The following is a 22667-nucleotide window of genomic DNA, read 5'->3' as shown; positions in this document are numbered from 1 at the left end:
CTCACGTCCTTAATGAATTTTGCTGCCCAGGGTGACCACGCCGTCTGCTTTTTCGCAGCCCAGCCAACTGGTCCACCCCAGGCGACAGTCGTTCTTCTCACCAATGCGCAGTTCGCGGATTTCTTCCGGGCGCAGCACCAGGCGAATGTCGTAATCGAGCGGGTCACGCAAGGTGAACCGCACCAGCGCGCACAGCGGCTGGTAACCGAAACCGATCGGCAGGAATTCGTGGAATCGCTCCCAGTCGAGTTCGGTAATGTGAATGCGGAATTTGCCGCTGCGGTCGCGCACCCGCTCGCCCAGCACCAGGTCTTCACCGAGCAGGCTGTTGGCGCGACCGAGGCGGTTGCGCTGCTCGTCGAGGATCTCCACGCGGCGCTCGATGCACTGCTCGATGACCAGGTCTTCGTGCTTGAAGTAGTAACGCAGTACGGCTTCGATCAGCGCCGCCGAGTGCGCCCGCAAGCTGAGCAGACCAAGGTACGGCAGCAGGCGCTTCCAGTTCAGTTCCTTGGCCTTGCGGATCTCGTCGCCACCCAGACCGATCAGCGCAAACAGCTGCGACGAGAACGGGTCGATCGCGCCGCTCTGGAAGCTGGCGCGATAGCGGTACTTGCGCCAGATCGGCAGCATCAGTCGTTGCAGGCGATGGTGGAACAGGTCGAGGAAGTTGCGCGTCGGGTTGCCGTCCTCGCTGTCGCCCAGAGCCTGCTCGCCGTAGAACGCCGGCAGCGGCGAACCGGAGCCGACCAGCCCGATCAGGTTGAACCGCATGCGCGCGCGCATCTGCCCGTGCTCTTCGAAAAACTCCACGCGATCGACGTCGCTGCGCGGAAAGCCCAGGCTCGGGTTGGCCTGGAACTCCACCTGATCGTACAGATCGTCTTCGCTCAGGTACGGGTGCGCCTCGCGCAGCCGGTCGATCACCAGCAGCACGGCCTGAAACAGCGAGTACTCGCGTATTACCTTGGTCAGCCCGCTTAAAGCAGGGGCTGCAGGCCCATACGTGGTGTCCATTGGTACACCTCTCCCTGTGTGCTTTTTACCCGCAGCTCGTGGTACGAATTGAGACTGGCGTAAAGCGCGAAAAACTCGTTAAGAACCGAAGCGAAAACGAACAGGTCGCCTTCGCCGATATACCCTTCCGGGTCGATGGTCAGTTCGGTGCGCAGACCGCGCACCGGCAAGCCACGGTGCAGCCGATCCACATGGTGGTGCTTGATGTGCTTGAGGCCGCCGAGCAGGCGTTTGCTGACCTTCTCCGCGTGCTGGTCGTAGTAGCGCGGCAGGTCGTAGGTTTCGAGAATCACCTTCAACGCGTTGACGTCGGCCAGCGACAGATAGTTGAGCGACATGTTGCTGATCAGCTTCCACAGGAAGTCACGGTTCAGCGGCGGCGCAAAGCTCGACGTGGCCGGGGTGATGTTGCGGAAACTGAGGAACTCCGGGGTCTCTTCACAGGCCATGCAGATGTCGCCGAGCTTGAGCTTGCGCGGCAGGTTCTGGTTGGTGCAGATCAACTCGATCGACAGGGTTTCGTGGGCTTCGGTGTGGCGGATGCCGAAGCTCAGGTAGGTGTCGAGGCCGTCATGCAGCAACGACGAACGCTGGCGGATGCTGTAATGCGGACGGCTGTTGGGCACGTCGAAACTCGGGTCATGCTCGAAGGATTCGAACGGCACGTACTCCTGATAACCGAGGCCGCCGGGCTTCCAGCCGGTCACGGTTTCCACCGAGAACACACCGCAGTTTTCCAGATCGTATTCCGCCGGCAGCAGCAGGTATTCATCCTGTTTGCCATCGAGTCGGATCGGCAGCGCGTCGTGGGCGAACAGGTTGGCAATCGGCGTGCAGAACAGCTTCACGTTATCCAGGGTCGGCCGCATGCGCATGATCCCGCTCTTGCGGATATCAAAACGCAATTCCAGGCCGCGCATCTGCTTGAGGGTGTCTTCCGGCAGCGCCTTGAGGATGTCCAGACCGTTGACGTCGACGAACAGGAACTTGTCCTGGAAGGCGAAGTATTCCTGCAGGTAGCGATAGCCACGGAAGGTGTTCAGCGGATACGGGATCAACGCTTCTTCTTCGGCAAAGCCCACCGGCTTGACCCGGTCACCGGGAATCTTGAACGCCATCGGCTTGCCGGACACGCCATCGATCGGCTTGCCGGCGCCGTCGAGCGGGATCAGCTCAATGCCTTCCAGGTTGCGCAGCAGGCTCAGATACAGCATCTGGCTGATGTAGCGCTCGCCGGCAAAGTGCAGGCGCAGTTTGCTCAGTTCCAGCTCACCGAGGTGACCGTCGGCGCTCATTTCCAGACGCAGGCTGAGCAGCGAGCCGTCGCCCTTCACCGAGTAGTTCAGCGCGGCCAAGTCCAACGGCAGGACTTCCGTCGGGTAGCAGGTGCGGAAGCGGCAACGCACGTCTTCGATCGGTTTGCTTTCGATCGGCGTATCGCGCTCGACCACCAGCGCCGGCCCGGAACGCTTCAGTGGATCAAACTGCAAAATGCTGAACGCCGGCAGCGGGCGCATGTAGTTCGGCCACAGCAGCTGCATCAGCGAATGGCTGAGCTCCGGCAGCTCGTCATCGAGCTTCTGCCGCAGCCGCCCGGTGAGGAACGCAAAGCCTTCCAGCAACCGCTCCACATCCGGATCCCGCCCGGCCTGGCCCAGGAACGGCGCCAACGCGGGACTACGCTCGGCGAAACGGCGGCCCAACTGGCGCAGTGCGGTGAGTTCGCTTTGGTAGTAGTGGTTAAAGGACACGGGTTACCTGCCTGGTAGTGGAACTCATGGAATAACTGTCCTGCGGATTACGCTGGATGTCCGACCTGGTCATTGGATTGCACCTGCAGGCTGACTTGGCTGAATGCGACCTGCGATGTTTCGCAAAGCCCAACGCAACTCGATGACTTGAGTGGTGAGGATCGCCAGCAACGTGACGCAGCCTTGAGCTACGCCGTAAAACAGGGCTCTTAACGGGTTGTCGGGTAGCATCCAGAGCAGGATGAAGCCCACCATCAGAAAAAGGATGGCCAGCTTGGCGACCAGACCTGGAATCAGCGCAACGATCAGGTTGACGCCCAGAAAAATGTAAAACAGTGCGTAACTCGCAATACCGATGGCGACACCATGGGAGGTAAATCCGCCGTTAAAAAGCCTGTAAGCATGCACAACCGCGTCATTCAAAAATGCATAAGCCACGCATCCGAGGGCGTGGATTAATAAGCATAGGGTGAGACGAACGTAGCTGTTCATACTTCTATCAATTTTCCAGAATCTCGTAGGGTGTATTACTGATGAACATATTCAACCAATGGCTTTCCCATTGAGGCATCGCTATCTCGAACGTTCTCTTACTCTTATTAAAATATATCCATGCAATACCGACAGTTGACTCATTCTCTGACGTCCTCATATCCAACGACTGAGTGTCATACAATGGGGTACGATAAACTTCTTGCGGATTTTGCCTGTCAATAACTCTCAAATAGGCCATTCCACCGAGGGTAAGAATTTTCCCAACCCGCACGTTTTCCATAACGTATCGGCCGGATGGGCTGATTACCGTCGAACTAGCAGGATAATTCCGCATGACAGACACAACAAAAAATAGTGAAACAGAAAACACCACAAATAATACAGCCACACAGAAAGCTGCCTTCCTGTGCTTATTAAATATCAAATAATTCAGCCTAGCCATTATTTATCACCCTCACTTAATGACTCGACAACGTACGATGTATTGCTCACAAAATAATTCATCGCACGATCTTCCCAGCGGCGATCATGAAAAACAAACATCTTCTCAGTCGTTAGAAATTCTATATTGGGAACACTTACCCTTCCCTTGCTTTCTTTCACCTGCAGGACCAAGAGCCGGGTTGGATACAGAGGACTACGGTAAATATACTTAGGCGCATCTTGATCGATAATTCGCAGATAAGAAAGATCTTCCCCGAAAAAGAGAGACGGAAAGTGTACGCGCTCAACAATGTACTGCCTGGAGTCAGTCAATTCGATAACATCTGGACGCCGCACAGAAAGATTATCGACAAACAAATAAAACCATAGCGCCCCGATTATCAGGGTCGCTGACAAAATCAGACCTGCGGTTTTGAAACGCATTTATTCAACTACCTTGATTAAAACAGGCGGAGTTACGTCCTCATATAAAATATCGGAATACACGGTAAAATCTCCGCCTTTTCCGTGTGTCGCCCGGTACTCCACAAAGTCGCTGTTTTGGATCAAGTGATAACGTTTACCGTCTATATCCTTAAATAGAGCCTGTACGTCCTCCCCGCGCATTGCAGCGGTTCTGGCCATTTCTGCTTTACCCACCGCTGCGAGAAAATTGGCCCCATTGCTTGTTACTGGATCAGCTACACCATCATAATTCCAATAACCCAAAGGTTGACTGAAACGGTTACCTACATCGCTGAAGTCGTAACTATCATCAACGTAATACCCTAGACGAGTAACCAGAAAGCTGATTTTTCCTGAAGCAATAATAATTTCACCTTCGGCAATCACCCTCATATTGAAATTTGCAAGGGCACCCCTCAGCTCATCCAGCAGGAAAATATTAGCATTTGAGGTCTGAATCGGGATTGTATTGGTATACCCAAACTTCTCAGCGTCTCTTGCACTTGCAAATTTTTGCGGATAGGCACCGTCGACTTTACCCGCAAACTTCGTAGGAAAATCATTACGCATTCGAATCAGCGCATTCGGACTATTCCATTTCAGCTTCAGCTCTTTAAATACCTTATTGGCGCGCTCAAACTTTAACACCCAAGCCATTTTTACAATCGAACTTTCTACATAGGGGTCGAGCGGCTCTTTTTTATGATCCTTGGTGAGTTCATCCATCCCACCATCTGCGGTGGCCCATGGTTTACCTTTGAACCAATAGCGCATTAAACCGGCAGCAACAGGCCAGTTTATTTTGTCCATCGCCCCAGGGATGTCTGAGACTGAAAATCGACGTGCAGTTGCCGTCTGTCCAGTCTTATTACTCGCCGGCGACAGCGTCGCAGTTACTGTTGTATTTGCCATTTCAACATCCCTGTCATTGTTACTCGCCCGCCCTGCCACAGACGGCGGAGAGCCATTTTGTGCATTCTCAAGCGATCGCCACTTTAGTTTGCTGTTCAATGATCAGCTCAACAGGTTCGGCAATATCCGAATGGATCATCTTTGTCTTGCCATCGGCGCCTGTAATACCGGTCACGGTTTTTCCGGATGCTGTTTTCAACGTGTATTCGATTCCGGACAACGGTTTTCCGGTGTCCTGACAATTGATGACGAAGTGCTCATTGAATGGCCAACTGAGCTCCACCGGTAACGGCGGCACAAACGGCGCCGGCGAGTGCGAATTACCGATAATCACCGTCCCGGAACCTGCCGTGACTTTATTGCCGTGAGAACCAACCGAACCTACGGTGGCGGCAGGTTTGCCATTGATCAAAACCGTGGTCGCCAGATCGCCAACCAACGCACCACCACACGCCGAGGCATCGCCTTGGCGGGCGGCCGCGAGGCCGTCGAAGAACACGTCGCCGGAACCGGCGGCGATCGGGTTGGTACCGTGGCCAGGAAGTGGGCAAGCGGTGGGGTCGGATACGCGTGCTGCGGGTTTGCCAGACATCGGGGATCTCCTTAGGTGACCTTCACTTGACCGCTGCCATCCAGGCGCGCGGAAAAACTGACCTGACGCTTGAAACCCTCAACTTCCAAAAGGCCTTCGATGCTGAAGGCCAGCCGTAGCTGGTCGTGATCACGCGGCAGGGAAATGACACGCACATTGCTCAGGCGCGGCTCGTAGGCTTCGATGAAGTTTTCGATGGCCAGACGGGCCTGACTCAGGGAGTCGTGCAGGCTCAGACGCATGTCATTGAGATCGGGCAACCCGTAGTCGGCCAGCGTTTGCACGCTGCCGGCCCGGGTGCTGAGCATTTTGGCCAGATGAGCAGCCACTGACGCCATGGCACAAGCCTCGAGGCTGTTGCCCTTGCGTAGTTGCGCGTCGCCGTTGAGGCGCTCGAACAGGCTGCCGTATCCGTCCATGAGTCGCTCTTACTCTTTGTCCAGCTTGCCAACCAGCGACAGGGTGAAATCGGCACCCATGTACTTGAAGTGCGGACGCACGTTCAAGCTGACGCGGTACCAGCCCGGCTCGCCTTCAACGTCGCTGACGATCACTTGCGCAGCGCGCAGAGGACGACGGCCACGCACTTCGGCGCTCGGGTTTTCCTGGTCGGCGACGTACTGGCGGATCCACTTGTTCAGTTCCAGCTCGAGGTCGGTACGCTCTTTCCACGAACCGAGTTGCTCGCGCTGCAGCACTTTCAAGTAGTGAGCCAGGCGGTTGACGATCATCATGTACGGCAGTTGGGTGCCGAGCTTGTAGTTCAGCTCTGCCGCCTTGCCTTCTGCGCTGATGCCGAAGAACTTCGGCTTCTGCACCGAGCTGGCGGAGAAGAACGCCGCGTTGTCGGAGCCTTTGCGCATGGTCAGGGAGATGAAGCCTTCCTCGGCCAGTTCGTATTCACGACGGTCGGAAACCAGAACCTCGGTCGGGATCTTGGTTTCGATTTCGCCCATGCTTTCGAAGTGGTGCAACGGCAGATCTTCAACCGCGCCACCGCTCTGTGGACCGATGATGTTCGGGCACCAGCGGAATTTGGCGAAGCTGTCGGTCAGCTTGGTGCCGAACGCGAACGCGGTGTTGCCCCACAGGTAGTGCTCGTGGCTGTTGGCAACGGTTTCCTTGTACACGAACGATTTCACCGGGTTTTCTTCCGGATCGTACGGGTTACGCAGCAGGAAACGCGGCACGGTCAGGCCAACGTAGCGGGAGTCTTCCGAAGTACGGAAGCTCTGCCATTTGGCGAATTGCGGGCCTTCGAAGTGGTCTTTCAGATCTTTCAGATCCGGCAGGCCGGTGAAGCTTTCCAGACCGAAGAATTTCGGGCCGGCGGCGGCGATGAACGGCGCGTGAGACATGCAGGAAACGCTGGCCACGTACTGCATCAGTTTCACGTCCGGCGAGCTTGGGGACATGAAGTAGTTGGCGATGATCGCGCCCACCGGCTGACCACCGAACTGGCCGTATTCAGCGGTGTAGATGTGCTTGTACAGGCCCGACTGCATGACTTCCGGCGAATCTTCGAAATCGTCCAGCAGGTCTTCTTTGGAGACGTTGAGGATTTCGATCTTGATGTTTTCGCGGAAGTTGGTGCGGTCGACCAGCAACTGCAGGCCACGCCACGACGATTCCAGAGCCTGGAAGTCCGGATGGTGCAGGATCTCGTCCATCTGACGGCTGAGCTTGGCATCGATCTCGGCGATCATGCGGTCAACCATGGCCTTCTTGACCGGCTCACCGTTGTTCTGCGGCTTGAGCAGTTCTTCGATGAACGCCGACACGCCACGCTTGGCGATGTCGTAGGCTTCGTCGTCCGGGGTCAGACGGGTTTCGGCGATGATGCTGTCGAGAATGCTGTATTCGCCGCTTTCGGCGCTCTTCTCTTGTGCTGCGCTAGTGCTCATTGTGTTGGCTTCCTTGGCTGGAGTCTCAGGCGTCCGGGGCTGCGGCGTTCAGGCCCAGCTCACCGAGTACGCGACCGCGGGATTCGTCGTCGGCGAGCACGCCTTCGATCGCTTTACGGAACGCAGGTGCGTTACCCAGCGGGCCTTTGAGGGCCACCAGCGCATCGCGCAGTTCCATCAGTTTTTTCAGCTCAGGCACTTGCTCGACCAGGCTGGCCGGGTTGAAGTCCTTCATCGAATTGACGCGCAATTGCACAGCCAGCTCGTCGGCCTCGCCATCTTCCTGCAGACGGTTCGGCACGCTCAGCGTCAGACCCAGCTCTTGCTTGGCCAACACTTCGTCGAAGGTCATCTTGTCGATGCTGATCGGCTTGCGATCTTCGATTTTGCGATCGTCCTTGCGGTGGGTGTAGTCACCGATTGCCAGCAGCTTCAGCGGCAGTTCAATCTCTTCCTGAGCACCGCCGGTGGCGGGTTTGAAGGTGACGTTGATGCGTTCCTTGGGGGCTACCGAGCCTTCTTTGGCCATGGCTTTTCTCCTTGCGGTTGTGGCCCTGGGGCCTATTCGAGTACCACTTCGAGGTCGAGGTGGCACAGCCTGCGATAAATCTCTTCCTTGCGTTCACGCACTGCATGGTTCTGCGGCAACAGCTCGCAGCAACTGTGCAGCAGGTGCAGCACTTCCAATGCAAGATCGGGCTCCCAGGCGTGCAGGCCTGAGTCCTGTAATGTCTGATCGAGGGTTTCGAGCTGGTTCTTGGCCAGTTCGTACTTCTTGGCCATGAAGCACAGCCGGGCGAGGGCGAACTGCCAGAAGAACCGCTCGCGCCCGCCGTGAGCCGTTTGCAGCCCTTGCTTGAGCGTCTGCACGGCAGGCTTGAGGCCTTCCTTGCGCAGCAGCGGCAGCACGTCCTGCAGGGCCTTTTCCCAGGCGGGCTGGGTTTCGACGTCGTCGGTTTCGACCTTGCGCGGCGCGCTGGCGCTCTGCAGGTGCGGCATGACATTGCCGGCGATCCACGCCCGGGTGGACGGATCGGCAAACGGCGCGCCGTCATGGAAACGACATTCGATGATGCCGGGCAGGCGCTGAACCAAAAGCGCGAAGTGGATTTCCACTTCGCGCATTGCCATCTCGGCGTTGAGGTTCTGGAGACATTCCCAGACCATCCTCTGGCCATCGAACCAGAACGGCGCCTTCGCCAGGCTCGCCTCCAGTTCCACCAGCAGGTCGGCGTATTTGCCCTGATCGAAGCGATCCTGATACTGCTTGAGTTTGTCCACCGGCAGACCGCGCAGCACGGTGATCTGCTCGGCGTTGCGCTCAGGCACCGCGTCGATCGGCAGCCAGAGCAAAGTGCGATTCAGACGCAAGGCGCGCAGGTCGGTGGCTTTCTGTTTGAGCCACCAGGCACACAACGGACGCGCGCTTTCCTGCTGCGCGCGCAGGGCCTTGTAGGCGTCTTTTTCGTTGTCGATCGGTGCGCCGGGGGCCATTAGCTGGCTAGCGGCCTGCTTGACCTGCGCCACTGCTGCGCCCACCACACCAGGGGCCGGCTGATTGTCGGCGGCACGCTGGATCATGGTTTTCAGGCGACGCGAGAGCGGCAGCAACAGCGGTGCATCATCGCCCAGGTGCTCGGTGCATGCGGCATCGAGGCCGGCCAGATGCTCGGACAGTTGCCGGAACATTGGCAGCTGTTCCTTGATCGCAATGTTTTCGGTGAGCACCTGCTCCAGACGCGGCACCAGCCAGCCGATGGCGGCCGCACGGGTGCGCGGTTTGAGCGGGTGAACGTCGGCCCAGTGGTTTTCCGACAGATGGTGCAGCAGACCAAGGCCGGCCAGCAGCCCGGGGAAGGATTCACGCTGGTACAGCGACCAGGTCAGCCAGGCGCCGACACGCAAATCCTTGGATTGGGTACGCAGCAGATTTTCGCTGTTTTCACGGATTTTCAGCCAGTCGATCTGCCCGCTTTCGTGCATCGAAGAGGCTTTGGCCAGCTCGCTTTCCAGCGCCTCGAATTCGCTCGAAAAACGAACGTCTTCGCCCGCGAAATTCTCTTTGGAAACAGAGACTTTTGCGAGTTCGAGGTAATGGGCGGAAAGTTTGCTTGAGTAGGACATCCATGGCCTTTAATTAGGATTACAGTCATGCGCCTATTGGAGTTGCTGCGGCGCGGGACAGTATCGAAGAGCAGTGAAGCGACTCATCCAATTGAGATGTGCTCTTTCAAGTGGGCGCATCGTAATCACTATGATGGCCACTAGCAAGCATCTGGTTAAACAACAAGACGAAGTGTTCATTGGACCGTGTAGGAGATCGCCCTATATGTGGCAGGGGAATCCCTGATGGCGATTTATATTGTGAACATTTGCCCTGCGCCCTCAGAACCCTTGATCCAGAGCGGCCCGATCCCGCCTGCGCGAATCGCGTCGAACATCCGTCCTATTACACGGGGGCCAGCATGACAACTCTCGAAAAAAATAGAAGTAGGATTTTTCCGAGAACCCGCTGGAGTTACAAACAATTCAGCGGCGACAACGCTCAACAAAAAAAGTGCCATCAATTTGATGGCAATTCATTTTTCTGAAACTTTATTCATCTCGTGAATGCTGTACTTCAGTGCCAACTCAATAATTATCGAAGTGCGATCCAACAGACATTTCCGCCACTTACGCAACACTTCCACGCCGAAAATACTCTGACAAATGTCAGGGATAATTCTTACATCGTTTTATTTCCCACGCTGCCAGCTTGCCTTGGTAAATTCTTTTCGCCCGGCAATGTCAACCAGACCGGCTGACTGTTGAGCCATGGTCCGAAGCCTGCATCTCAATTCGGCTCCTGAACCTGGAGCCGCCAAGGAGCTTTACCTCATGGAATTGAAACCCCTGTTGTTCGCAGCACTGATGTGGCTTCCCGTCACTCACGCCTCTGCAGATACCCCGCCACTGGACGGTCATTACTATCTGACCGGCGCAATGGAAATGGGCGCCGAATTGCTGCTGCGCAAGGACGGCACGTTTGACGCGGGCGTGGCGTATGGCAGCGCAGATGGCTTTGCCAAGGGCACCTGGCAGGTGCAGAACAACACCGTAACGCTGAAGAGCGAAACCAAACCGGCGTCGAACAGCGATTTGTCCGGCCTGTTCCAGGATCTGCAACTGGCGATCGAACCGAATTGCCTGGCCGTGGATTTCGGCAACGGCAAGGCCTGCTTCCGGCGTCAATAAGCCATTTGCAGCCACAAAAAATGGGCACCCGACCGCAATCGGTGTGCCCATTTTTTATTGCGGTACTCCCCGTCATTCAGGGAGTTCGCCGCAATTTAAGGATTGACGCTGTCTTTCAACGACTTGCCTGGCTTGAATGCCACGGTGTTGCTGGCCTTGATCTTCACCGGCTCACCGGTTTGCGGGTTCTTGCCGGTGCGGGCGCCGCGGTGACGTTGCAGGAAGGTGCCGAAGCCCACCAGCGTGACGCTGTCCTTGCGGTGCAGAGCGCCGGTGATTTCTTCGAGGACGGCGTTGAGAACGCGGTTGGCCTGTTCTTTGGTCAGATCCGCTTTTTCAGCGATTGCAGCGGCGAGTTCTGGTTTACGCATTAGTGAAGCCCCTTTGACGGTTTTTTGTTGTTATGTCCGTGCTGTTCTCGTTGGAACAGCGCCCAAGGCGCCGCAGGCTCTACTCTGCGGCAGACGGGAGTGAGAATGGCACGCGGATACCGGCGGCGCCAGTCTCCCCGCGACCTTTGTGGGGGCAAAAGCGGGGTGATTCCGACAGAACGACCGGTATTTACGCCAGCAGGGGCGGAAGCTGTTTGTTCAGAGCAAGTTTTTCCATCACCGCCGCACCGGTCAGTGCATAGCCGAGCAACTGACCATCGGCACTGTGGCACAGGGCCTTGATGTCGGCGCCCTGCCCTTCGACGGTCCAGACGCCTTCGCTGCCCCGTGGCGGTGGCGAAACGACCAACGGGCACACCGGAGTTTTCACCGTGATCGGCATCGGGCCGTAACTCACGGCCGTCGGATTGCCCGCCAGGGTTTGTGCCAGCGCACGCGCACAGCTCATGAGGGGCATCACGTACAACAAATTCAGCCCATCGACCTCGGCACAGTCGCCCAGGGCGTAAATATTGGCGTGGGACGTCTTCAGATACCGGTCGACTACGACACCGCTATTGACCTGCACCCCGGCCGCCGCGGCCAGATCGATGCGCGGGCGCAGGCCGATGGCCGATACCACCACATCGCAGGCAATCACCTGCCCGTCGGACAGATGCGCTTCCAGCCCGTCCGCGACTTTTTGCAGGCGAGTCAGCACCGGGCCGAGGTGGAAACGCGCGCCGAGGCTTTCCAGCCCGGCCTGCACGGCTGCTGCAGCGGCCGGGTGCAGCAGCATCGGCATCACTTGCTCGCACGGCGCCACCAGTTGCACCTCGTAGCCGCCGAGGATCAGGTCGTTGGCGAATTCACAGCCGATCAGCCCGGCGCCTAGCAGCAATACGCGGCGCTTGCCCGCAGCGGCTGCACGAAAGCGCGCGTAATCTTCGAGATCGTTGATCGGGAACACCAGATCAGCACCGTCACCTTCGATCGGCACTCGCACGGTTTCCGCACCCCAGGCGAGGATCAGGTCGCGGTAGTACACCGCTTCCTCGCCGATCCACAGGCGCTTGTGGCCGGCGTCGATGCCGCTGATGCGCGTGTGGGTGCGCACTTCGGCCTTCAACTGCTCGGCCATGGCGCCGGGTTCGGCCATGCTCAGGCCATCGGCGTCCTTGTTCTTGCCGAAACCGGTGGAGAGCATCGGCTTGGAGTAAGAGCGCCCGTCATCGGCGGTAATCAGCAGCAGCGGGGTTTCGCCATCGAGTTTGCGAAACTCCCGGGCCAGGTTGTAACCCGCAAGCCCGGTGCCGACGATTACGACAGGTGCGTTCATGCCTTACTCCTTGTTTTTTCTCAGTTGATTTCGATCATTTCGAAGTCCGACTTGCCCACGCCGCAGTCCGGGCACAGCCAGTCTTCCGGCACGTCCTGCCACAGGGTGCCCGGCGCGATGCCGTCATCCGGCCAACCGTCAGCTTCGTTGTAGATCAGGCCGCAGACGATGCATTGCCACTTTTTCATTCAGGTACTTCCTCAGGATTCAGGCTTTTGTCGGCGCGGATGGTCGATGGTGGTTGCGCTGCCATCCGGCTCAGGGCGTTTTGTACTGAGGGTGCCGGGCAGATGCAAGCCTGTTCGGCGCAACGGCGCCCCGGATCCATCAAATTCGCAGCACGCCATGTTAAGCTCGCCGCCTCATTTGCGGCCAATAATGACTCATTGTGCAACATTCAAACGCCTGCCCGGCCCCGCTCTGGCTGACTCAAAGCCGACTGACGCCCCTTCCCGATTCGTTGACCCTGAACTGGTTGTTCGACGAAGGCTCGCTGACCCGCCGCCTGACGCGGCTGTCGAATGACGGCTTCAGCGTCACACCGTTGTTCGAAGGCTGGGACACTTTGCGCAGCGACGAATGCGCGGCGCTGGATTTGGCCGAAGGCAGCGAAGGCTGGGTGCGCGAGGTGTATCTGCGCGGTCACGGCGAGGCCTGGGTGTTCGCCCGTAGCGTGGCGTCACGCGCCGCCCTGCAAGGCGACGGCCTGCACATGGACGAACTGGGCAGCCGCTCGCTGGGCGAACTGCTGTTTTGCGACCACGCCTTCCAGCGCCGCGCCATCGAGGTCTGTCACTACCCGCAAGACTGGCTGCCGCCAGCCTGCCGCGCCCCGGAGCTGTGGGGCCGGCGCTCGCGCTTTGACCGTGGCGCCTTGAGCGTACTGGTGGCGGAGATTTTCCTGCCGCCCCTGTGGAGCGCCACCCGCGCCCATCCGGAGAACTGCTGATGTACCAGAGCCTGCTCAAGTCCCTGAACCGCTTGAACCCGCGCGCCTGGGATTTCATTCAGCTGACGCGCATGGACAAGCCGATCGGCATCTACCTGCTGCTGTGGCCGACCCTGTGGGCGCTATGGATTGCCGGTAAGGGCTCGCCGTCGCTGGCCAACATGGTGATTTTCGTCCTCGGCGTGGTGCTGACCCGTGCCGGTGGCTGTGTGATCAACGACTGGGCCGATCGCAAGGTCGACGGCCACGTCAAACGCACCGCGCAACGACCGCTGGCCAGCGGCAAGATCAGTTCGAAAGAGGCGCTGGTGTTCTTCGCGCTGCTGATGGGTGTGAGTTTTCTGCTGGTGCTGTGCACCAATGCGCCGACCATCTGGCTGTCGCTGGGCGGTCTGGCACTGGCGTTCACCTACCCGTTCATGAAGCGCTACACCTATTACCCGCAAGTGGTACTGGGCGCGGCGTTCTCATGGGGCATGCCAATGGCGTTCACCGCTGAAACCGGTGAGTTGCCGGCGGCGGCATGGCTGCTGTGGATCGCCAATCTGCTGTGGACGGTGGGTTACGACACCTATTACGCGATGACCGATCGTGACGACGACCTGAAGATCGGCGTGAAATCCACGGCGATTCTGTTTGGCGAGGCGGATCGGGTGATCATCCTGACGTTGCAGGCGCTGTCATTGGGCTGCCTGTTGCTGGCCGGGTCGAAGTTCGAGCTGGGCGTGTGGTTCCATCTCGGCCTGCTGGTGGCCGCTGGATGCTACGCGTGGGAATTCTGGTACACCCGTGATCGCGACCGCATGCGTTGCTTCAAGGCGTTTTTGCACAACCACTGGGCCGGGTTGGCGATTTTTGTCGGGATCGTGCTGGATTACGCATTGCGCTAAACACAAACCTGTAGGAGTGAGCCTGCTCGCGATGACGGTGTATCAGCCACATTGCTGTTAACTGATACACCGTCATCGCGAGCAGGCTCACTCCTACAGGGGATTTGCGTTTACTTGTGCTCGTGCACCACGTGCCACGCGTCCATCTTGCCGTCGCCCATCATGTCACCCGGTTTGGCGTCCATCTTGAAGGTATACAGCGGCTTGCCGTCGTAGGCGTACTGCATCTTGCCGTCATCGCGTTTGATCACCGTCCACTTGCCTTCCGCCTTCGCACCTGCTGGCGCCATCATCGGCGGCCAGTTTTCGGCGCACTTGTCATTGCACACCGACTTGCCGCCAGCGTCTTTGTCGAACGTATAAACGGTCATGCCTTTGTGGTCGACCATCATGCCGTCCTTCATCATGGCGGGCTCGGCCGCCATGGCTAATCCAGGCAATGCCAATGCAGCAGCCATCAGCAGAGCTTTGAAAGAAGCAGTCATTTGAGTCATGGAAACCTTCTTTTGTGGTTGTCAGGATTCGGACTTAGAGCTTAGTCCAGGATGACGCCAAGCGCCGGGCGACTAAAATACTGTCACACGACTGCAATAATTCCGTTATCTAATGCGGCGCAAGACAGTTAAATGACAAGAGGATTAAGGCATGGTTGGCAGGAGCATTCTGATCGTCGACGACGAAGCGCCCATTCGCGAAATGATCGCCGTTGCGTTGGAAATGGCCGGCTATGATTGCCTCGAGGCGGAGAACTCGCAGCAGGCACACGCCATCATTGTTGACCGTAAACCGGACCTGATCCTGCTCGACTGGATGCTGCCTGGCACCTCCGGCATCGAACTGGCCCGCCGTCTCAAGCGCGACGAGCTGACCGGGGACATCCCGATCATCATGCTCACCGCCAAGGGCGAAGAGGACAACAAGATCCAGGGTCTTGAAGTCGGCGCCGACGACTACATCACCAAACCGTTTTCTCCACGCGAACTGGTCGCCCGCCTCAAGGCTGTGCTGCGCCGCGCCGGCCCGACCGATGGCGAAGCGCCAATCGAAGTCGGCGGCCTGCTGCTCGACCCGATCAGCCATCGCGTGACCATCGACGGCCGTCCGGCCGAGATGGGCCCGACCGAATACCGTCTGCTGCAATTCTTCATGACCCACCAGGAACGCGCCTACACGCGCGGGCAGTTGCTGGATCAGGTCTGGGGCGGCAACGTCTATGTTGAAGAGCGCACCGTCGACGTGCACATCCGCCGCCTGCGCAAGGCCCTCGGCGACGCCTACGAAAATCTGGTACAAACCGTGCGCGGCACCGGCTACCGGTTTTCCACCAAGGCCTGATCCGACCGCCAGACTCGCTGACAAGGACCGTATTTTCCGTGAATCAAAACTGGCATGGCACCCTGATTCGCCACATGCTGTTGCTGGTCACAGCGTGTCTGGTGATTGGCCTGATCACCGGCTACTACGGCTGGAGCCTCGCTGCCGGCCTGGGTATTTACCTGGCCTGGACGCTCAAGCAACTGTTGCGTCTGCACGAATGGCTGCGCCTGCACCAACCCGATGAAGCACCGCCCGACGGCTATGGCCTGTGGGGCGAGGTGTTCGACAGCATCTACCACCTGCAACGCCGCGACCAACGGGTGCGCGGGCGCCTGCAAGCGGTGATCGACCGGGTGCAGGAGTCCACCGCCGCGCTCAAAGACGCGGTGATCATGCTCGACAGCGACGGCAACCTGGAATGGTGGAACCGCGCTGCCGAAACCCTGCTCGGCCTCAAGACCCCGCAGGACAGTGGCCAACCGGTGACCAACCTGGTACGGCATCCGCGCTTCAAGGAATACTTCGAGAAGGACAGCTATGCCGAACCGCTGGAAATCCCCTCGCCGACCAATGATCGGGTGCGCATCCAGCTGTACCTCACGCGCTACGGCAACAACGAACACTTGATGCTGGTGCGCGATGTCACGCGTATCCATCAGCTGGAACAGATGCGCAAAGATTTCATCGCCAACGTCTCCCACGAACTGCGCACACCGCTGACGGTGATCTGCGGCTACCTGGAAACCCTGCTCGACAACGTCGAGGAAGTGAACCCGCGCTGGAGCCGCGCGCTGCAGCAGATGCAGCAACAGGGCGGGCGCATGCAGACGCTGCTCAACGACCTGCTGCTGCTGGCGAAACTGGAAGCCACCGATTACCCGTCGGACAACCAGCCAGTGCAGATCGACGCCCTGCTGCAGTCAATCAAGAGCGACGCCCAGCAGTTGTCCGGGCAGAAGAACCAGAAAATCACTCTCGAAGCCGATGCGCGCATCCTGCTCAAGGGCAGCGAGGCGGAACTGCGCAGCGCCTTCTCCAACCTGGTGTTCAACGCGGTGAAGTACACCCCGGCCGAGGGCAACATCCGCATTCGCTGGTGGGGCGACGAGCAAGGCGCGCACCTGAGCGTGCAGGATTCCGGGATCGGCATCGACAGCAAACACCTGCCGCGCCTGACCGAACGCTTCTACCGCGTCGACTCCAGCCGCAACTCCAACACCGGCGGCACCGGGCTGGGCCTGGCGATCGTCAAACACGTGTTGCTGCGCCACCGCGCGCGGATGGAAATCAGCAGCGTGCCGGGTCATGGCAGCACGTTCACCTGCCATTTCGCCCCGGCCCAGGTGGCCCAGGCTCGGGCCATCAGCGCCGCCGAGTGATACCGGCCAGCACGCGCCACTAGGCAATCGCCATGTCAGCCGCTACATTGGCTGACTTGCGTCTGCCTTTCAGGCGCGATTTCTTCTCTCTTACGAATCACACGGAACCTGCAAAACTCCATCATGGACCCTTCCCCTGGCTTGTCCCTCGCTACGATTTTCGCCGATTTCGGCATGATTCTTTTCGCTCTGATCCTGGTTTTGCTCAACGGCTTCTTCGTTGCGGCGGAATTCGCCATGGTCAAACTGCGCTCGACCCGGGTCGAGGCCATCGCCGACAAGAACGGCTGGCGCGGGCACATCCTGCGCACCGTACACAGTCAGCTCGATGCGTACCTCTCGGCGTGTCAGCTCGGTATCACCCTCGCCTCCCTCGGCCTCGGCTGGGTCGGTGAGCCGGCATTCGCGCACCTTCTCGAACCGCTGCTGAGCGCGGTCGGCGTGCAGTCGCCGGAAGTGGTCAAAGGCATTTCGTTCTTTACCGCGTTCTTCATCATTTCCTACCTGCACATCGTGGTCGGTGAGCTGGCGCCCAAGTCGTGGGCGATCCGCAAACCCGAGCTGCTGTCGCTGTGGACGGCGGTGCCGCTGTACCTGTTCTACTGGGCGATGTACCCGGCGATCTACCTGCTCAATGCCAGCGCCAACGCAATTCTGCGGATCGCCGGCCAGGGCGAACCCGGCCCGCACCACGAACACCATTACAGCCGCGAAGAACTGAAACTGATCCTGCACTCCAGCCGTGGTCAGGACCCGAGCGACCAAGGCATGCGCGTGCTGGCATCGGCGGTGGAAATGGGCGAACTGGAAGTGGTCGACTGGGCCAACTCCCGCGAAGACCTGATCACCCTGGAATTCAACGCGCCGCTGAAAGAAATCCTCGCGATGTTCCGTCGCCACAAGTTCAGCCGGTATCCGGTGTACGACAGCGAACGTCAGGAGTTCGTCGGCCTGCTGCACATCAAGGACCTGCTGCTGGAGCTGGCGGCGCTGGACCACATTCCGGAGTCGTTCAACCTGGCTGAACTGACCCGTCCACTGGAGCGCGTGTCGCGGCACATGCCGCTGTCGCAGCTGCTGGAGCAGTTCCGCAAGGGCGGCTCGCACTTCGCCGTGGTGGAAGAAGCCGACGGCAACATAATCGGCTACCTGACCATGGAAGACGTGCTGGAAGTGCTGGTCGGCGACATCCAGGACGAACACCGCAAGGCCGAGCGCGGGATCCTCGCGTATCAGCCGGGCAAGCTGCTGGTGCGTGGTGACACGCCGCTGTTCAAGGTCGAACGCCTGCTCGGTATCGACCTGGATCACATCGAAGCCGAAACCCTCGCCGGGCTGGTTTACGAGACCCTGAAACGAGTGCCGGAAGAGGAAGAAGTGCTGGAAGTCGAAGGCCTGCGGATCATCATCAAGAAGATGAAAGGGCCGAAGATTGTGCTGGCGAAGGTGTTGATGCTGGATTGATGGGCTGATCGGGCACCGCGCCGATTCCTTCGCGAGCAGGCTCGCTCCCACAGTTGAAATGCATTCCAGGGTGGGAGCGAGCCTGCTCGCGAAGGGGCCAACAGATACAACACATCACTGTTTGCCCAACGCAAAGTTGGGCAACGCCCCCAGTGGCTGGTTGAACTGATACGGAATCGACACCAGCCCCTGCCCGGTATTGCGCTGCACCACAAAGTGCAGGTGCGGGCCGCTGCTGTTGCCGGTATTGCCGGACAGCGCCAGCGGGCTGCCAACCGTCACCCGCTGCCCCTCGCGTACGCTCACCGAGCCCTGCTTGAGATGCAGGTACACACCCATCGTGCCGTCGTCGTGCAGCACCCGGACGAAATTGCCGGAGGCATCATTGCCGCGCCCGCTCTGTGAATTTTCGGTTTTCACCACCACCCCGGCCCGTGCGGCAATGATCGGCGTGCCGACCGGCATGGCGATGTCCATCGCATACCGGTTCTTCGGCCCGTAGTGGCTGTACTGGCCGTTGGCGCCCTGACTGAGACGGAACGGCCCGCCCCGCCACGGCAACGGATAGCGATAGCTCTGCGCAGCGCCTGCGGGGTCACCCAGCGAATACTGGAATTGCGGCGAATACACCAGCGGCTGACCACGGCTGATCGCCGTCAGCAACGCCAACCGGGTATTGCTGCGCGCCGGCAGCACCCGGCGAATCGTCTGCGCCGGAGCGCCACGCACATTGCTCAGGCCGGTAAACGCCAGTGCAATCTCGACCGGCGCATACAGATCGTTGCGCACGAACACCACGTCGCTGCCCTTCTGTTTCTTGATGTCGAGGTACACCTGACGTTCGAGGTGCTCGACCATGCGGTCCTGAAACACGAACACCTGCGAGCCTTTGCTCGGCCGGTCGCTGTACGAGACCACGCCGTTGGCATCGGTGGATTTGTAGATGGTCATGGCCACAGTCGAGGTGGAGGCCAGGAAAAGACCACAGAAAAACAGCAGGCGCGCGAGCATGGGCAAAGAGTCTGTCGAAGGAAGGCCTGGAAAAGAGCCTAGCAGCTGAGACAGACCAGGCTAGTCGACAGATGTTTCAAATTGGCAGGTGCGGGAGATGGGTGGTGCTTTTGATGGCCCCTTCGCGAGCAGGCTCGCTCCCACATTTGAAATGCATTTCAAGGTGGGAGCGAGCCTGCTCGCGAAGACGGACTGTCACGCGATAGAGGTTACGCGCCCGGAACGAAGTGCTTCTGCGCCGTGCCGCGGGCGATCAGGCGTGAGATGTAATCGAGCTTCTGCGCATCCTGGTCGACGAAACGGAAAGTCAGTTGCAGCCAGTCGCTGTCGGCTTTCTGCTCGTGGGCAACGATGGCGTGCAGGTAGCCGTTGAGGCGGGCGATTTCGGCGTTGTCGCCCTGCTCCAGATCGAGCACGGCGCTGTCGAGGATCTGCGGCAGGGTATCGGTGCGTTTCACCACCAACAGCGCTTCCTTGATGCTCAGGGCCTTGATCACGCACTGCTGGGTGCCGCTTGGCAGGCGCAACTGGCCTTGGCCACGGCCACCGGCCGGCGCTTTCGAGGCAGCCGGTGCCTGCACCGGCGGGCTGTTGAGCAAACCACGCGACGGCGCAGCAGCAGGCGCCGGAGCAGCAGCGGCTGGCTTGGCAAACGGATTGACCGCAGCAGCGGCCGCCGGCGCAGTACCGACCACGGCAGGCTTGCCGCCAGTCAATGCGCTCAGGGAATCGTTGCCGAATGCCGAGTTCATCTTGGTCGGCGCGCTGTTCATCAGGGTGTCGAGCTTGCCAACCTTGTTCAGCGCCTGCTTGACCTTGGTCAGCAGTTGTTCGTTGGTGAACGGCTTGCTGACGTAGCCGGAAACCCCGGCCTGGATCGCCTGGACGACGTTTTCCTTGTCGCCACGGCTGGTGACCATGACAAACGGCATGGTCTTGAGATTGTCTTGCTCGCGGCACCAGGTCAGCAGCTCGAGGCCGGACATTTCCGGCATTTCCCAGTCGCACAGCACCAGGTCGAACGCTTCCCTGGCCAGCATGGCCTGAGCCTTTTTGCCGTTGACGGCATCCTCGGTGCGGATCCCCGGGAAGTAATTACGCAGGCACTTTTTCACCAGGTCGCGAATGAACGAAGCGTCGTCCACGACCAACACACTGATCTTGCTCATCCAACACCCCTATAAAAATCCCGGCAAGCATACCGCTTTGCTGATGGCATATTGCCAACAATCTTCAGTCACGCCGGGACTTTTCGTTCGCGGGTGCTGCTTTTTAATTCGATTCGCTGTTCAAGCGCCATAAACAAAAACGCCCGGCCAAAGGGCCGGGCGCTTTTCTCAGGCAATCTTACTTATCGTCAGCATCGCCCGGAACATTAGCGGTTTCGCCGCTTGTGCCTTGAACTTCTTCTTTCATGCGTTTGAGGCCCAGGTGGCGTACGTCGGTGCCGCGTACCAGGTAGATCACCAGTTCCGAGATGTTGCGCGCGTGGTCGCCGATACGCTCCAGCGAACGCAACACCCAGATAATGCTCAGAACCCGCGAGATAGAGCGCGGGTCTTCCATCATGTAGGTCGCCAGCTCGCGCAGGGCGGTCTTGTATTCGCGGTCGATGACCTTGTCGTATTGCGCCACCGACAGGGCCAGATCGGCGTCGAAGCGGGCAAACGCGTCCAGCGCATCGCGAACCATGTTGCGCACTTGGTCGCCAATATGCCGCACTTCAACGTAACCACGCGGCGCTTCGCCTTCTTCGCACAGCTGAATGGCACGGCGGGCGATCTTGGTCGCTTCGTCGCCGATGCGCTCCAGATCGATCACTGACTTGGAAATGCTGATGATCAAACGCAAGTCGGATGCCGCCGGCTGACGACGGGCGAGAATGCGCAGGCATTCTTCGTCAATGTTGCGTTCCATCTGGTTGATCTGGTCGTCAATCTCGCGCACCTGCTGAGCCAGACCCGAGTCGGCCTCGATCAGCGCGGTAACCGCGTCGTTGACCTGCTTCTCGACCAGCCCGCCCATGGCCAGGAGGTGGCTGCGCACTTCCTCAAGCTCGGCGTTGAACTGCGCGGAGATGTGGTGGGTAAGGCCTTCTTTACTAATCATGGTGGCGTCCTTGGAGCGTCCGGTAAGGTGCGGTGGGCCGCAGCGTCAATTCTGTGAATAACCGCAACTGTCAGCCATAACGACCGGTGATGTAGTCTTCGGTCTGTTTCTTCGCCGGATTGGTGAACAGGGTGTCGGTGTCGCCGAACTCCACCAGTTTGCCCATGTACATGAACGCCGTGTAGTCGGAAACCCGCGCGGCCTGCTGCATATTGTGGGTGACGATGACGATGGTGAACTTGGACTTCAGCTCGTAGATCAGTTCTTCGACTTTCAGGGTCGAGATCGGATCGAGGGCCGAGCACGGTTCGTCGAGCAGCAACACTTCCGGCTCAACGGCGATCGTGCGCGCGATCACCAGACGCTGCTGCTGACCACCGGACAGGCCGAGTGCCGAGTCATGCAGACGGTCTTTGACCTCATCCCACAGGGCCGCGCCTTTCAACGCCCACTCGACCGCTTCGTCGAGAATGCGCTTCTTGTTGATGCCCTGAATGCGCAGACCGTAGACCACGTTTTCGTAGATGGTCTTGGGGAACGGGTTGGGCTTCTGGAACACCATGCCGACGCGGCGACGCAGTTCGGCGACGTCTTCACCCTTGCGGTAGATGTTGTTGCCGTACAGGTTGATCGCGCCTTCGACACGGCAGCCGTCAACCAGGTCGTTCATACGATTGAAGGTGCGCAGCAGCGTGGACTTGCCGCAGCCGGACGGGCCGATGAACGCGGTCACGCGCTGTTTCGGGATGTTCATGCTGACGTCGAACAGCGCCTGCTTCTCGCCGTAGAACAGGCTCAGGCCCGGGACTTCGATGGCCACGGTTTCCTGCTCAAGGCTCAGGCTCTGCTTGTCGCGACCCAGGGCCGACATGTTAATGCCGTGGGTATGTGTTTCGTGCTGCATGGGAGGCTCCCTGTGCTAACAAATTCGGTTCGGTTAGCCGCTTGGTGCGGCTGTACTCAATCTAGGGTGGGAGCGGGCTTGCTCGCGAAGAGGGCGGCACATTCAACATCAATGTCGCCTGACCCACCGCCTTCGCGAGCA

Annotated in this window: 24 protein-coding genes; 6 read left to right on the top strand and 18 right to left on the bottom strand. The window is 59.0% G+C overall.

Annotation, left to right across the window (positions count from 1 at the left end):
- Positions 1-9: 9 nt before the first annotated feature.
- The 10 genes from tssG to tssA all read right to left on the bottom strand — a co-directional run bounded on the left by tssG (position 10) and on the right by tssA (position 9683).
- The gene (gene tssG / locus V3W27_RS01580) at positions 10-1017 is read right to left on the bottom strand and encodes a type VI secretion system baseplate subunit TssG (RefSeq protein ID WP_041071592.1); all 1008 of its coding nucleotides are present in this window, start codon (positions 1015-1017) and stop codon (positions 10-12) included.
- On the bottom strand, positions 981-2768 hold the full coding sequence (gene tssF / locus V3W27_RS01575; protein ID WP_115988606.1) for a type VI secretion system baseplate subunit TssF: 1788 nt from the start codon (positions 2766-2768) through the stop codon (positions 981-983). The genes tssG and tssF overlap by 37 nt, the downstream gene beginning before the upstream one ends.
- Positions 2769-2837: 69 nt before the next feature.
- Entirely contained in the window at positions 2838-3260 is a 423-nt protein-coding gene (locus V3W27_RS01570) for a hypothetical protein (protein ID WP_115988605.1), read from the bottom strand.
- 444 nt (positions 3261-3704) lie between these two features.
- Positions 3705-4130, bottom strand: a complete 426-nt coding sequence (locus V3W27_RS01565) for a hypothetical protein (RefSeq protein WP_330205777.1) — start codon at positions 4128-4130, stop codon at positions 3705-3707.
- Positions 4131-5162: a DUF6402 family protein gene (locus V3W27_RS01560; RefSeq protein WP_330205776.1), complete on the bottom strand. Its 1032-nt coding sequence runs from the start codon at positions 5160-5162 to the stop codon at positions 4131-4133.
- Positions 5131-5655, bottom strand: coding sequence for a PAAR domain-containing protein (locus V3W27_RS01555; protein WP_330205775.1), 525 nt, complete (start codon positions 5653-5655; stop codon positions 5131-5133). The genes V3W27_RS01560 and V3W27_RS01555 overlap by 32 nt, the downstream gene beginning before the upstream one ends.
- Positions 5656-5666: 11 nt before the next feature.
- A complete protein-coding gene (tssE, locus tag V3W27_RS01550; RefSeq protein ID WP_007920274.1) occupies positions 5667-6074 on the bottom strand; it encodes a type VI secretion system baseplate subunit TssE in 408 nt (135 codons plus the stop codon).
- A gap of 9 nt (positions 6075-6083) precedes the next feature.
- Entirely contained in the window at positions 6084-7559 is a 1476-nt protein-coding gene (gene tssC, locus V3W27_RS01545) for a type VI secretion system contractile sheath large subunit (RefSeq protein ID WP_003229584.1), read from the bottom strand.
- A 25-nt stretch (positions 7560-7584) separates the two neighbouring features.
- Positions 7585-8088, bottom strand: coding sequence for a type VI secretion system contractile sheath small subunit (gene tssB, locus V3W27_RS01540; RefSeq protein ID WP_003229587.1), 504 nt, complete (start codon positions 8086-8088; stop codon positions 7585-7587).
- Between the two features lie 32 nt (positions 8089-8120).
- Positions 8121-9683 carry a type VI secretion system protein TssA gene (gene tssA, locus V3W27_RS01535; protein WP_330205774.1) on the bottom strand — a complete coding sequence of 521 codons (1563 nt, stop codon included), beginning with the start codon at positions 9681-9683 and terminating at the stop codon, positions 8121-8123.
- 753 nt (positions 9684-10436) lie between these two features.
- Here tssA and V3W27_RS01530 point away from each other — a divergent pair.
- Positions 10437-10793: a hypothetical protein gene (locus tag V3W27_RS01530; protein ID WP_027610378.1), complete on the top strand. Its 357-nt coding sequence runs from the start codon at positions 10437-10439 to the stop codon at positions 10791-10793.
- A gap of 95 nt (positions 10794-10888) precedes the next feature.
- On the opposite strand, the gene V3W27_RS01525 is transcribed toward V3W27_RS01530, so the two are convergent.
- The 3 genes from V3W27_RS01525 to V3W27_RS01515 all read right to left on the bottom strand — a co-directional run bounded on the left by V3W27_RS01525 (position 10889) and on the right by V3W27_RS01515 (position 12691).
- Positions 10889-11164, bottom strand: coding sequence for an HU family DNA-binding protein (locus tag V3W27_RS01525; protein ID WP_003213368.1), 276 nt, complete (start codon positions 11162-11164; stop codon positions 10889-10891).
- Positions 11165-11354: 190 nt separating this feature from the next.
- Entirely contained in the window at positions 11355-12503 is a 1149-nt protein-coding gene (locus V3W27_RS01520) for an NAD(P)/FAD-dependent oxidoreductase (protein WP_330205773.1), read from the bottom strand.
- A 20-nt stretch (positions 12504-12523) separates the two neighbouring features.
- The gene (locus V3W27_RS01515) at positions 12524-12691 is read right to left on the bottom strand and encodes a rubredoxin (RefSeq protein ID WP_003229600.1); all 168 of its coding nucleotides are present in this window, start codon (positions 12689-12691) and stop codon (positions 12524-12526) included.
- Between the two features lie 200 nt (positions 12692-12891).
- Here V3W27_RS01515 and V3W27_RS01510 point away from each other — a divergent pair, with 200 nt between their 5' ends.
- Both V3W27_RS01510 and ubiA read left to right on the top strand, forming a co-directional pair.
- Positions 12892-13452, top strand: coding sequence for a chorismate--pyruvate lyase family protein (locus V3W27_RS01510; RefSeq protein WP_247267163.1), 561 nt, complete (start codon positions 12892-12894; stop codon positions 13450-13452).
- Complete coding sequence (gene ubiA, locus V3W27_RS01505; protein WP_330205772.1) at positions 13452-14342, top strand: 4-hydroxybenzoate octaprenyltransferase; 891 nt, start codon at positions 13452-13454, stop codon at positions 14340-14342. The genes V3W27_RS01510 and ubiA overlap by 1 nt, the downstream gene beginning before the upstream one ends.
- A gap of 110 nt (positions 14343-14452) precedes the next feature.
- On the opposite strand, the gene V3W27_RS01500 is transcribed toward ubiA, so the two are convergent.
- Complete coding sequence (locus V3W27_RS01500) at positions 14453-14836, bottom strand: COG4315 family predicted lipoprotein (RefSeq protein ID WP_330205771.1); 384 nt, start codon at positions 14834-14836, stop codon at positions 14453-14455.
- A gap of 151 nt (positions 14837-14987) precedes the next feature.
- On the opposite strand from V3W27_RS01500, the gene phoB reads away from it, so the two are divergent.
- The 3 genes from phoB (at position 14988) to V3W27_RS01485 (ending at position 18502) form a co-directional block, all read left to right on the top strand.
- Entirely contained in the window at positions 14988-15677 is a 690-nt protein-coding gene (gene phoB, locus V3W27_RS01495) for a phosphate regulon transcriptional regulator PhoB (RefSeq protein WP_003229608.1), read from the top strand.
- Positions 15678-15751: 74 nt separating this feature from the next.
- On the top strand, positions 15752-17038 hold the full coding sequence (gene phoR, locus V3W27_RS01490; RefSeq protein WP_330205932.1) for a phosphate regulon sensor histidine kinase PhoR: 1287 nt from the start codon (positions 15752-15754) through the stop codon (positions 17036-17038).
- Positions 17039-17161: 123 nt separating this feature from the next.
- Positions 17162-18502, top strand: a complete 1341-nt coding sequence (locus V3W27_RS01485) for a hemolysin family protein (RefSeq protein ID WP_007962298.1) — start codon at positions 17162-17164, stop codon at positions 18500-18502.
- A gap of 114 nt (positions 18503-18616) precedes the next feature.
- On the opposite strand, the gene V3W27_RS01480 is transcribed toward V3W27_RS01485, so the two are convergent.
- The 4 genes from V3W27_RS01480 to pstB all read right to left on the bottom strand — a co-directional run bounded on the left by V3W27_RS01480 (position 18617) and on the right by pstB (position 22526).
- Positions 18617-19513 (bottom strand): peptidoglycan DD-metalloendopeptidase family protein, encoded by an 897-nt coding sequence (locus V3W27_RS01480; protein WP_027610372.1) that lies wholly within the window; start codon positions 19511-19513, stop codon positions 18617-18619.
- A gap of 209 nt (positions 19514-19722) precedes the next feature.
- Entirely contained in the window at positions 19723-20682 is a 960-nt protein-coding gene (locus tag V3W27_RS01475) for a response regulator (RefSeq protein WP_330205770.1), read from the bottom strand.
- A gap of 178 nt (positions 20683-20860) precedes the next feature.
- Positions 20861-21622, bottom strand: coding sequence for a phosphate signaling complex protein PhoU (phoU, locus tag V3W27_RS01470; RefSeq protein ID WP_007962290.1), 762 nt, complete (start codon positions 21620-21622; stop codon positions 20861-20863).
- Positions 21623-21692: 70 nt separating this feature from the next.
- The gene (gene pstB, locus V3W27_RS01465; RefSeq protein ID WP_007962289.1) at positions 21693-22526 is read right to left on the bottom strand and encodes a phosphate ABC transporter ATP-binding protein PstB; all 834 of its coding nucleotides are present in this window, start codon (positions 22524-22526) and stop codon (positions 21693-21695) included.
- Positions 22527-22667: the final 141 nt, after the last annotated feature.

It is taken from the genome of Pseudomonas sp. AM14(2022) (genome assembly GCF_036346455.1).
In the GTDB taxonomy this organism is placed as follows: Bacteria; Pseudomonadota; Gammaproteobacteria; order Pseudomonadales; family Pseudomonadaceae; genus Aquipseudomonas; species Aquipseudomonas putida_A.
This window is presented reverse-complemented; position numbering and strand designations above follow the sequence as displayed.

Bases quoted from the DNA above. Each gene is read 5' to 3' on its own strand.
- tssA (WP_330205774.1), bottom strand. From the start codon at position 9,683: ATGTCCTACTCAAGCAAACTTTCCGCCCATTACCTCGAACTCGCAAAA.
- V3W27_RS01530 (WP_027610378.1), top strand. From the start codon at position 10,437: ATGGAATTGAAACCCCTGTTGTTCGCAGCACTGATGTGGCTTCCCGTC.
- V3W27_RS01570 (WP_115988605.1), bottom strand. From the start codon at position 3,260: ATGAACAGCTACGTTCGTCTCACCCTATGCTTATTAATCCACGCCCTC.
- V3W27_RS01480 (WP_027610372.1), bottom strand. From the start codon at position 19,513: ATGCTCGCGCGCCTGCTGTTTTTCTGTGGTCTTTTCCTGGCCTCCACC.
- phoU (WP_007962290.1), bottom strand. From the start codon at position 21,622: ATGATTAGTAAAGAAGGCCTTACCCACCACATCTCCGCGCAGTTCAAC.
- tssC (WP_003229584.1), bottom strand. From the start codon at position 7,559: ATGAGCACTAGCGCAGCACAAGAGAAGAGCGCCGAAAGCGGCGAATAC.
- V3W27_RS01555 (WP_330205775.1), bottom strand. From the start codon at position 5,655: ATGTCTGGCAAACCCGCAGCACGCGTATCCGACCCCACCGCTTGCCCA.
- ubiA (WP_330205772.1), top strand. From the start codon at position 13,452: ATGTACCAGAGCCTGCTCAAGTCCCTGAACCGCTTGAACCCGCGCGCC.
- tssG (WP_041071592.1), bottom strand. From the start codon at position 1,017: ATGGACACCACGTATGGGCCTGCAGCCCCTGCTTTAAGCGGGCTGACC.
- tssB (WP_003229587.1), bottom strand. From the start codon at position 8,088: ATGGCCAAAGAAGGCTCGGTAGCCCCCAAGGAACGCATCAACGTCACC.
- V3W27_RS01520 (WP_330205773.1), bottom strand. From the start codon at position 12,503: ATGAACGCACCTGTCGTAATCGTCGGCACCGGGCTTGCGGGTTACAAC.
- V3W27_RS01485 (WP_007962298.1), top strand. From the start codon at position 17,162: ATGGACCCTTCCCCTGGCTTGTCCCTCGCTACGATTTTCGCCGATTTC.
- V3W27_RS01515 (WP_003229600.1), bottom strand. From the start codon at position 12,691: ATGAAAAAGTGGCAATGCATCGTCTGCGGCCTGATCTACAACGAAGCT.
- pstB (WP_007962289.1), bottom strand. From the start codon at position 22,526: ATGCAGCACGAAACACATACCCACGGCATTAACATGTCGGCCCTGGGT.
- V3W27_RS01525 (WP_003213368.1), bottom strand. From the start codon at position 11,164: ATGCGTAAACCAGAACTCGCCGCTGCAATCGCTGAAAAAGCGGATCTG.
- phoR (WP_330205932.1), top strand. From the start codon at position 15,752: ATGCTGTTGCTGGTCACAGCGTGTCTGGTGATTGGCCTGATCACCGGC.
- V3W27_RS01565 (WP_330205777.1), bottom strand. From the start codon at position 4,130: ATGCGTTTCAAAACCGCAGGTCTGATTTTGTCAGCGACCCTGATAATC.
- V3W27_RS01500 (WP_330205771.1), bottom strand. From the start codon at position 14,836: ATGACTCAAATGACTGCTTCTTTCAAAGCTCTGCTGATGGCTGCTGCA.
- phoB (WP_003229608.1), top strand. From the start codon at position 14,988: ATGGTTGGCAGGAGCATTCTGATCGTCGACGACGAAGCGCCCATTCGC.
- tssE (WP_007920274.1), bottom strand. From the start codon at position 6,074: ATGGACGGATACGGCAGCCTGTTCGAGCGCCTCAACGGCGACGCGCAA.
- V3W27_RS01475 (WP_330205770.1), bottom strand. From the start codon at position 20,682: ATGAGCAAGATCAGTGTGTTGGTCGTGGACGACGCTTCGTTCATTCGC.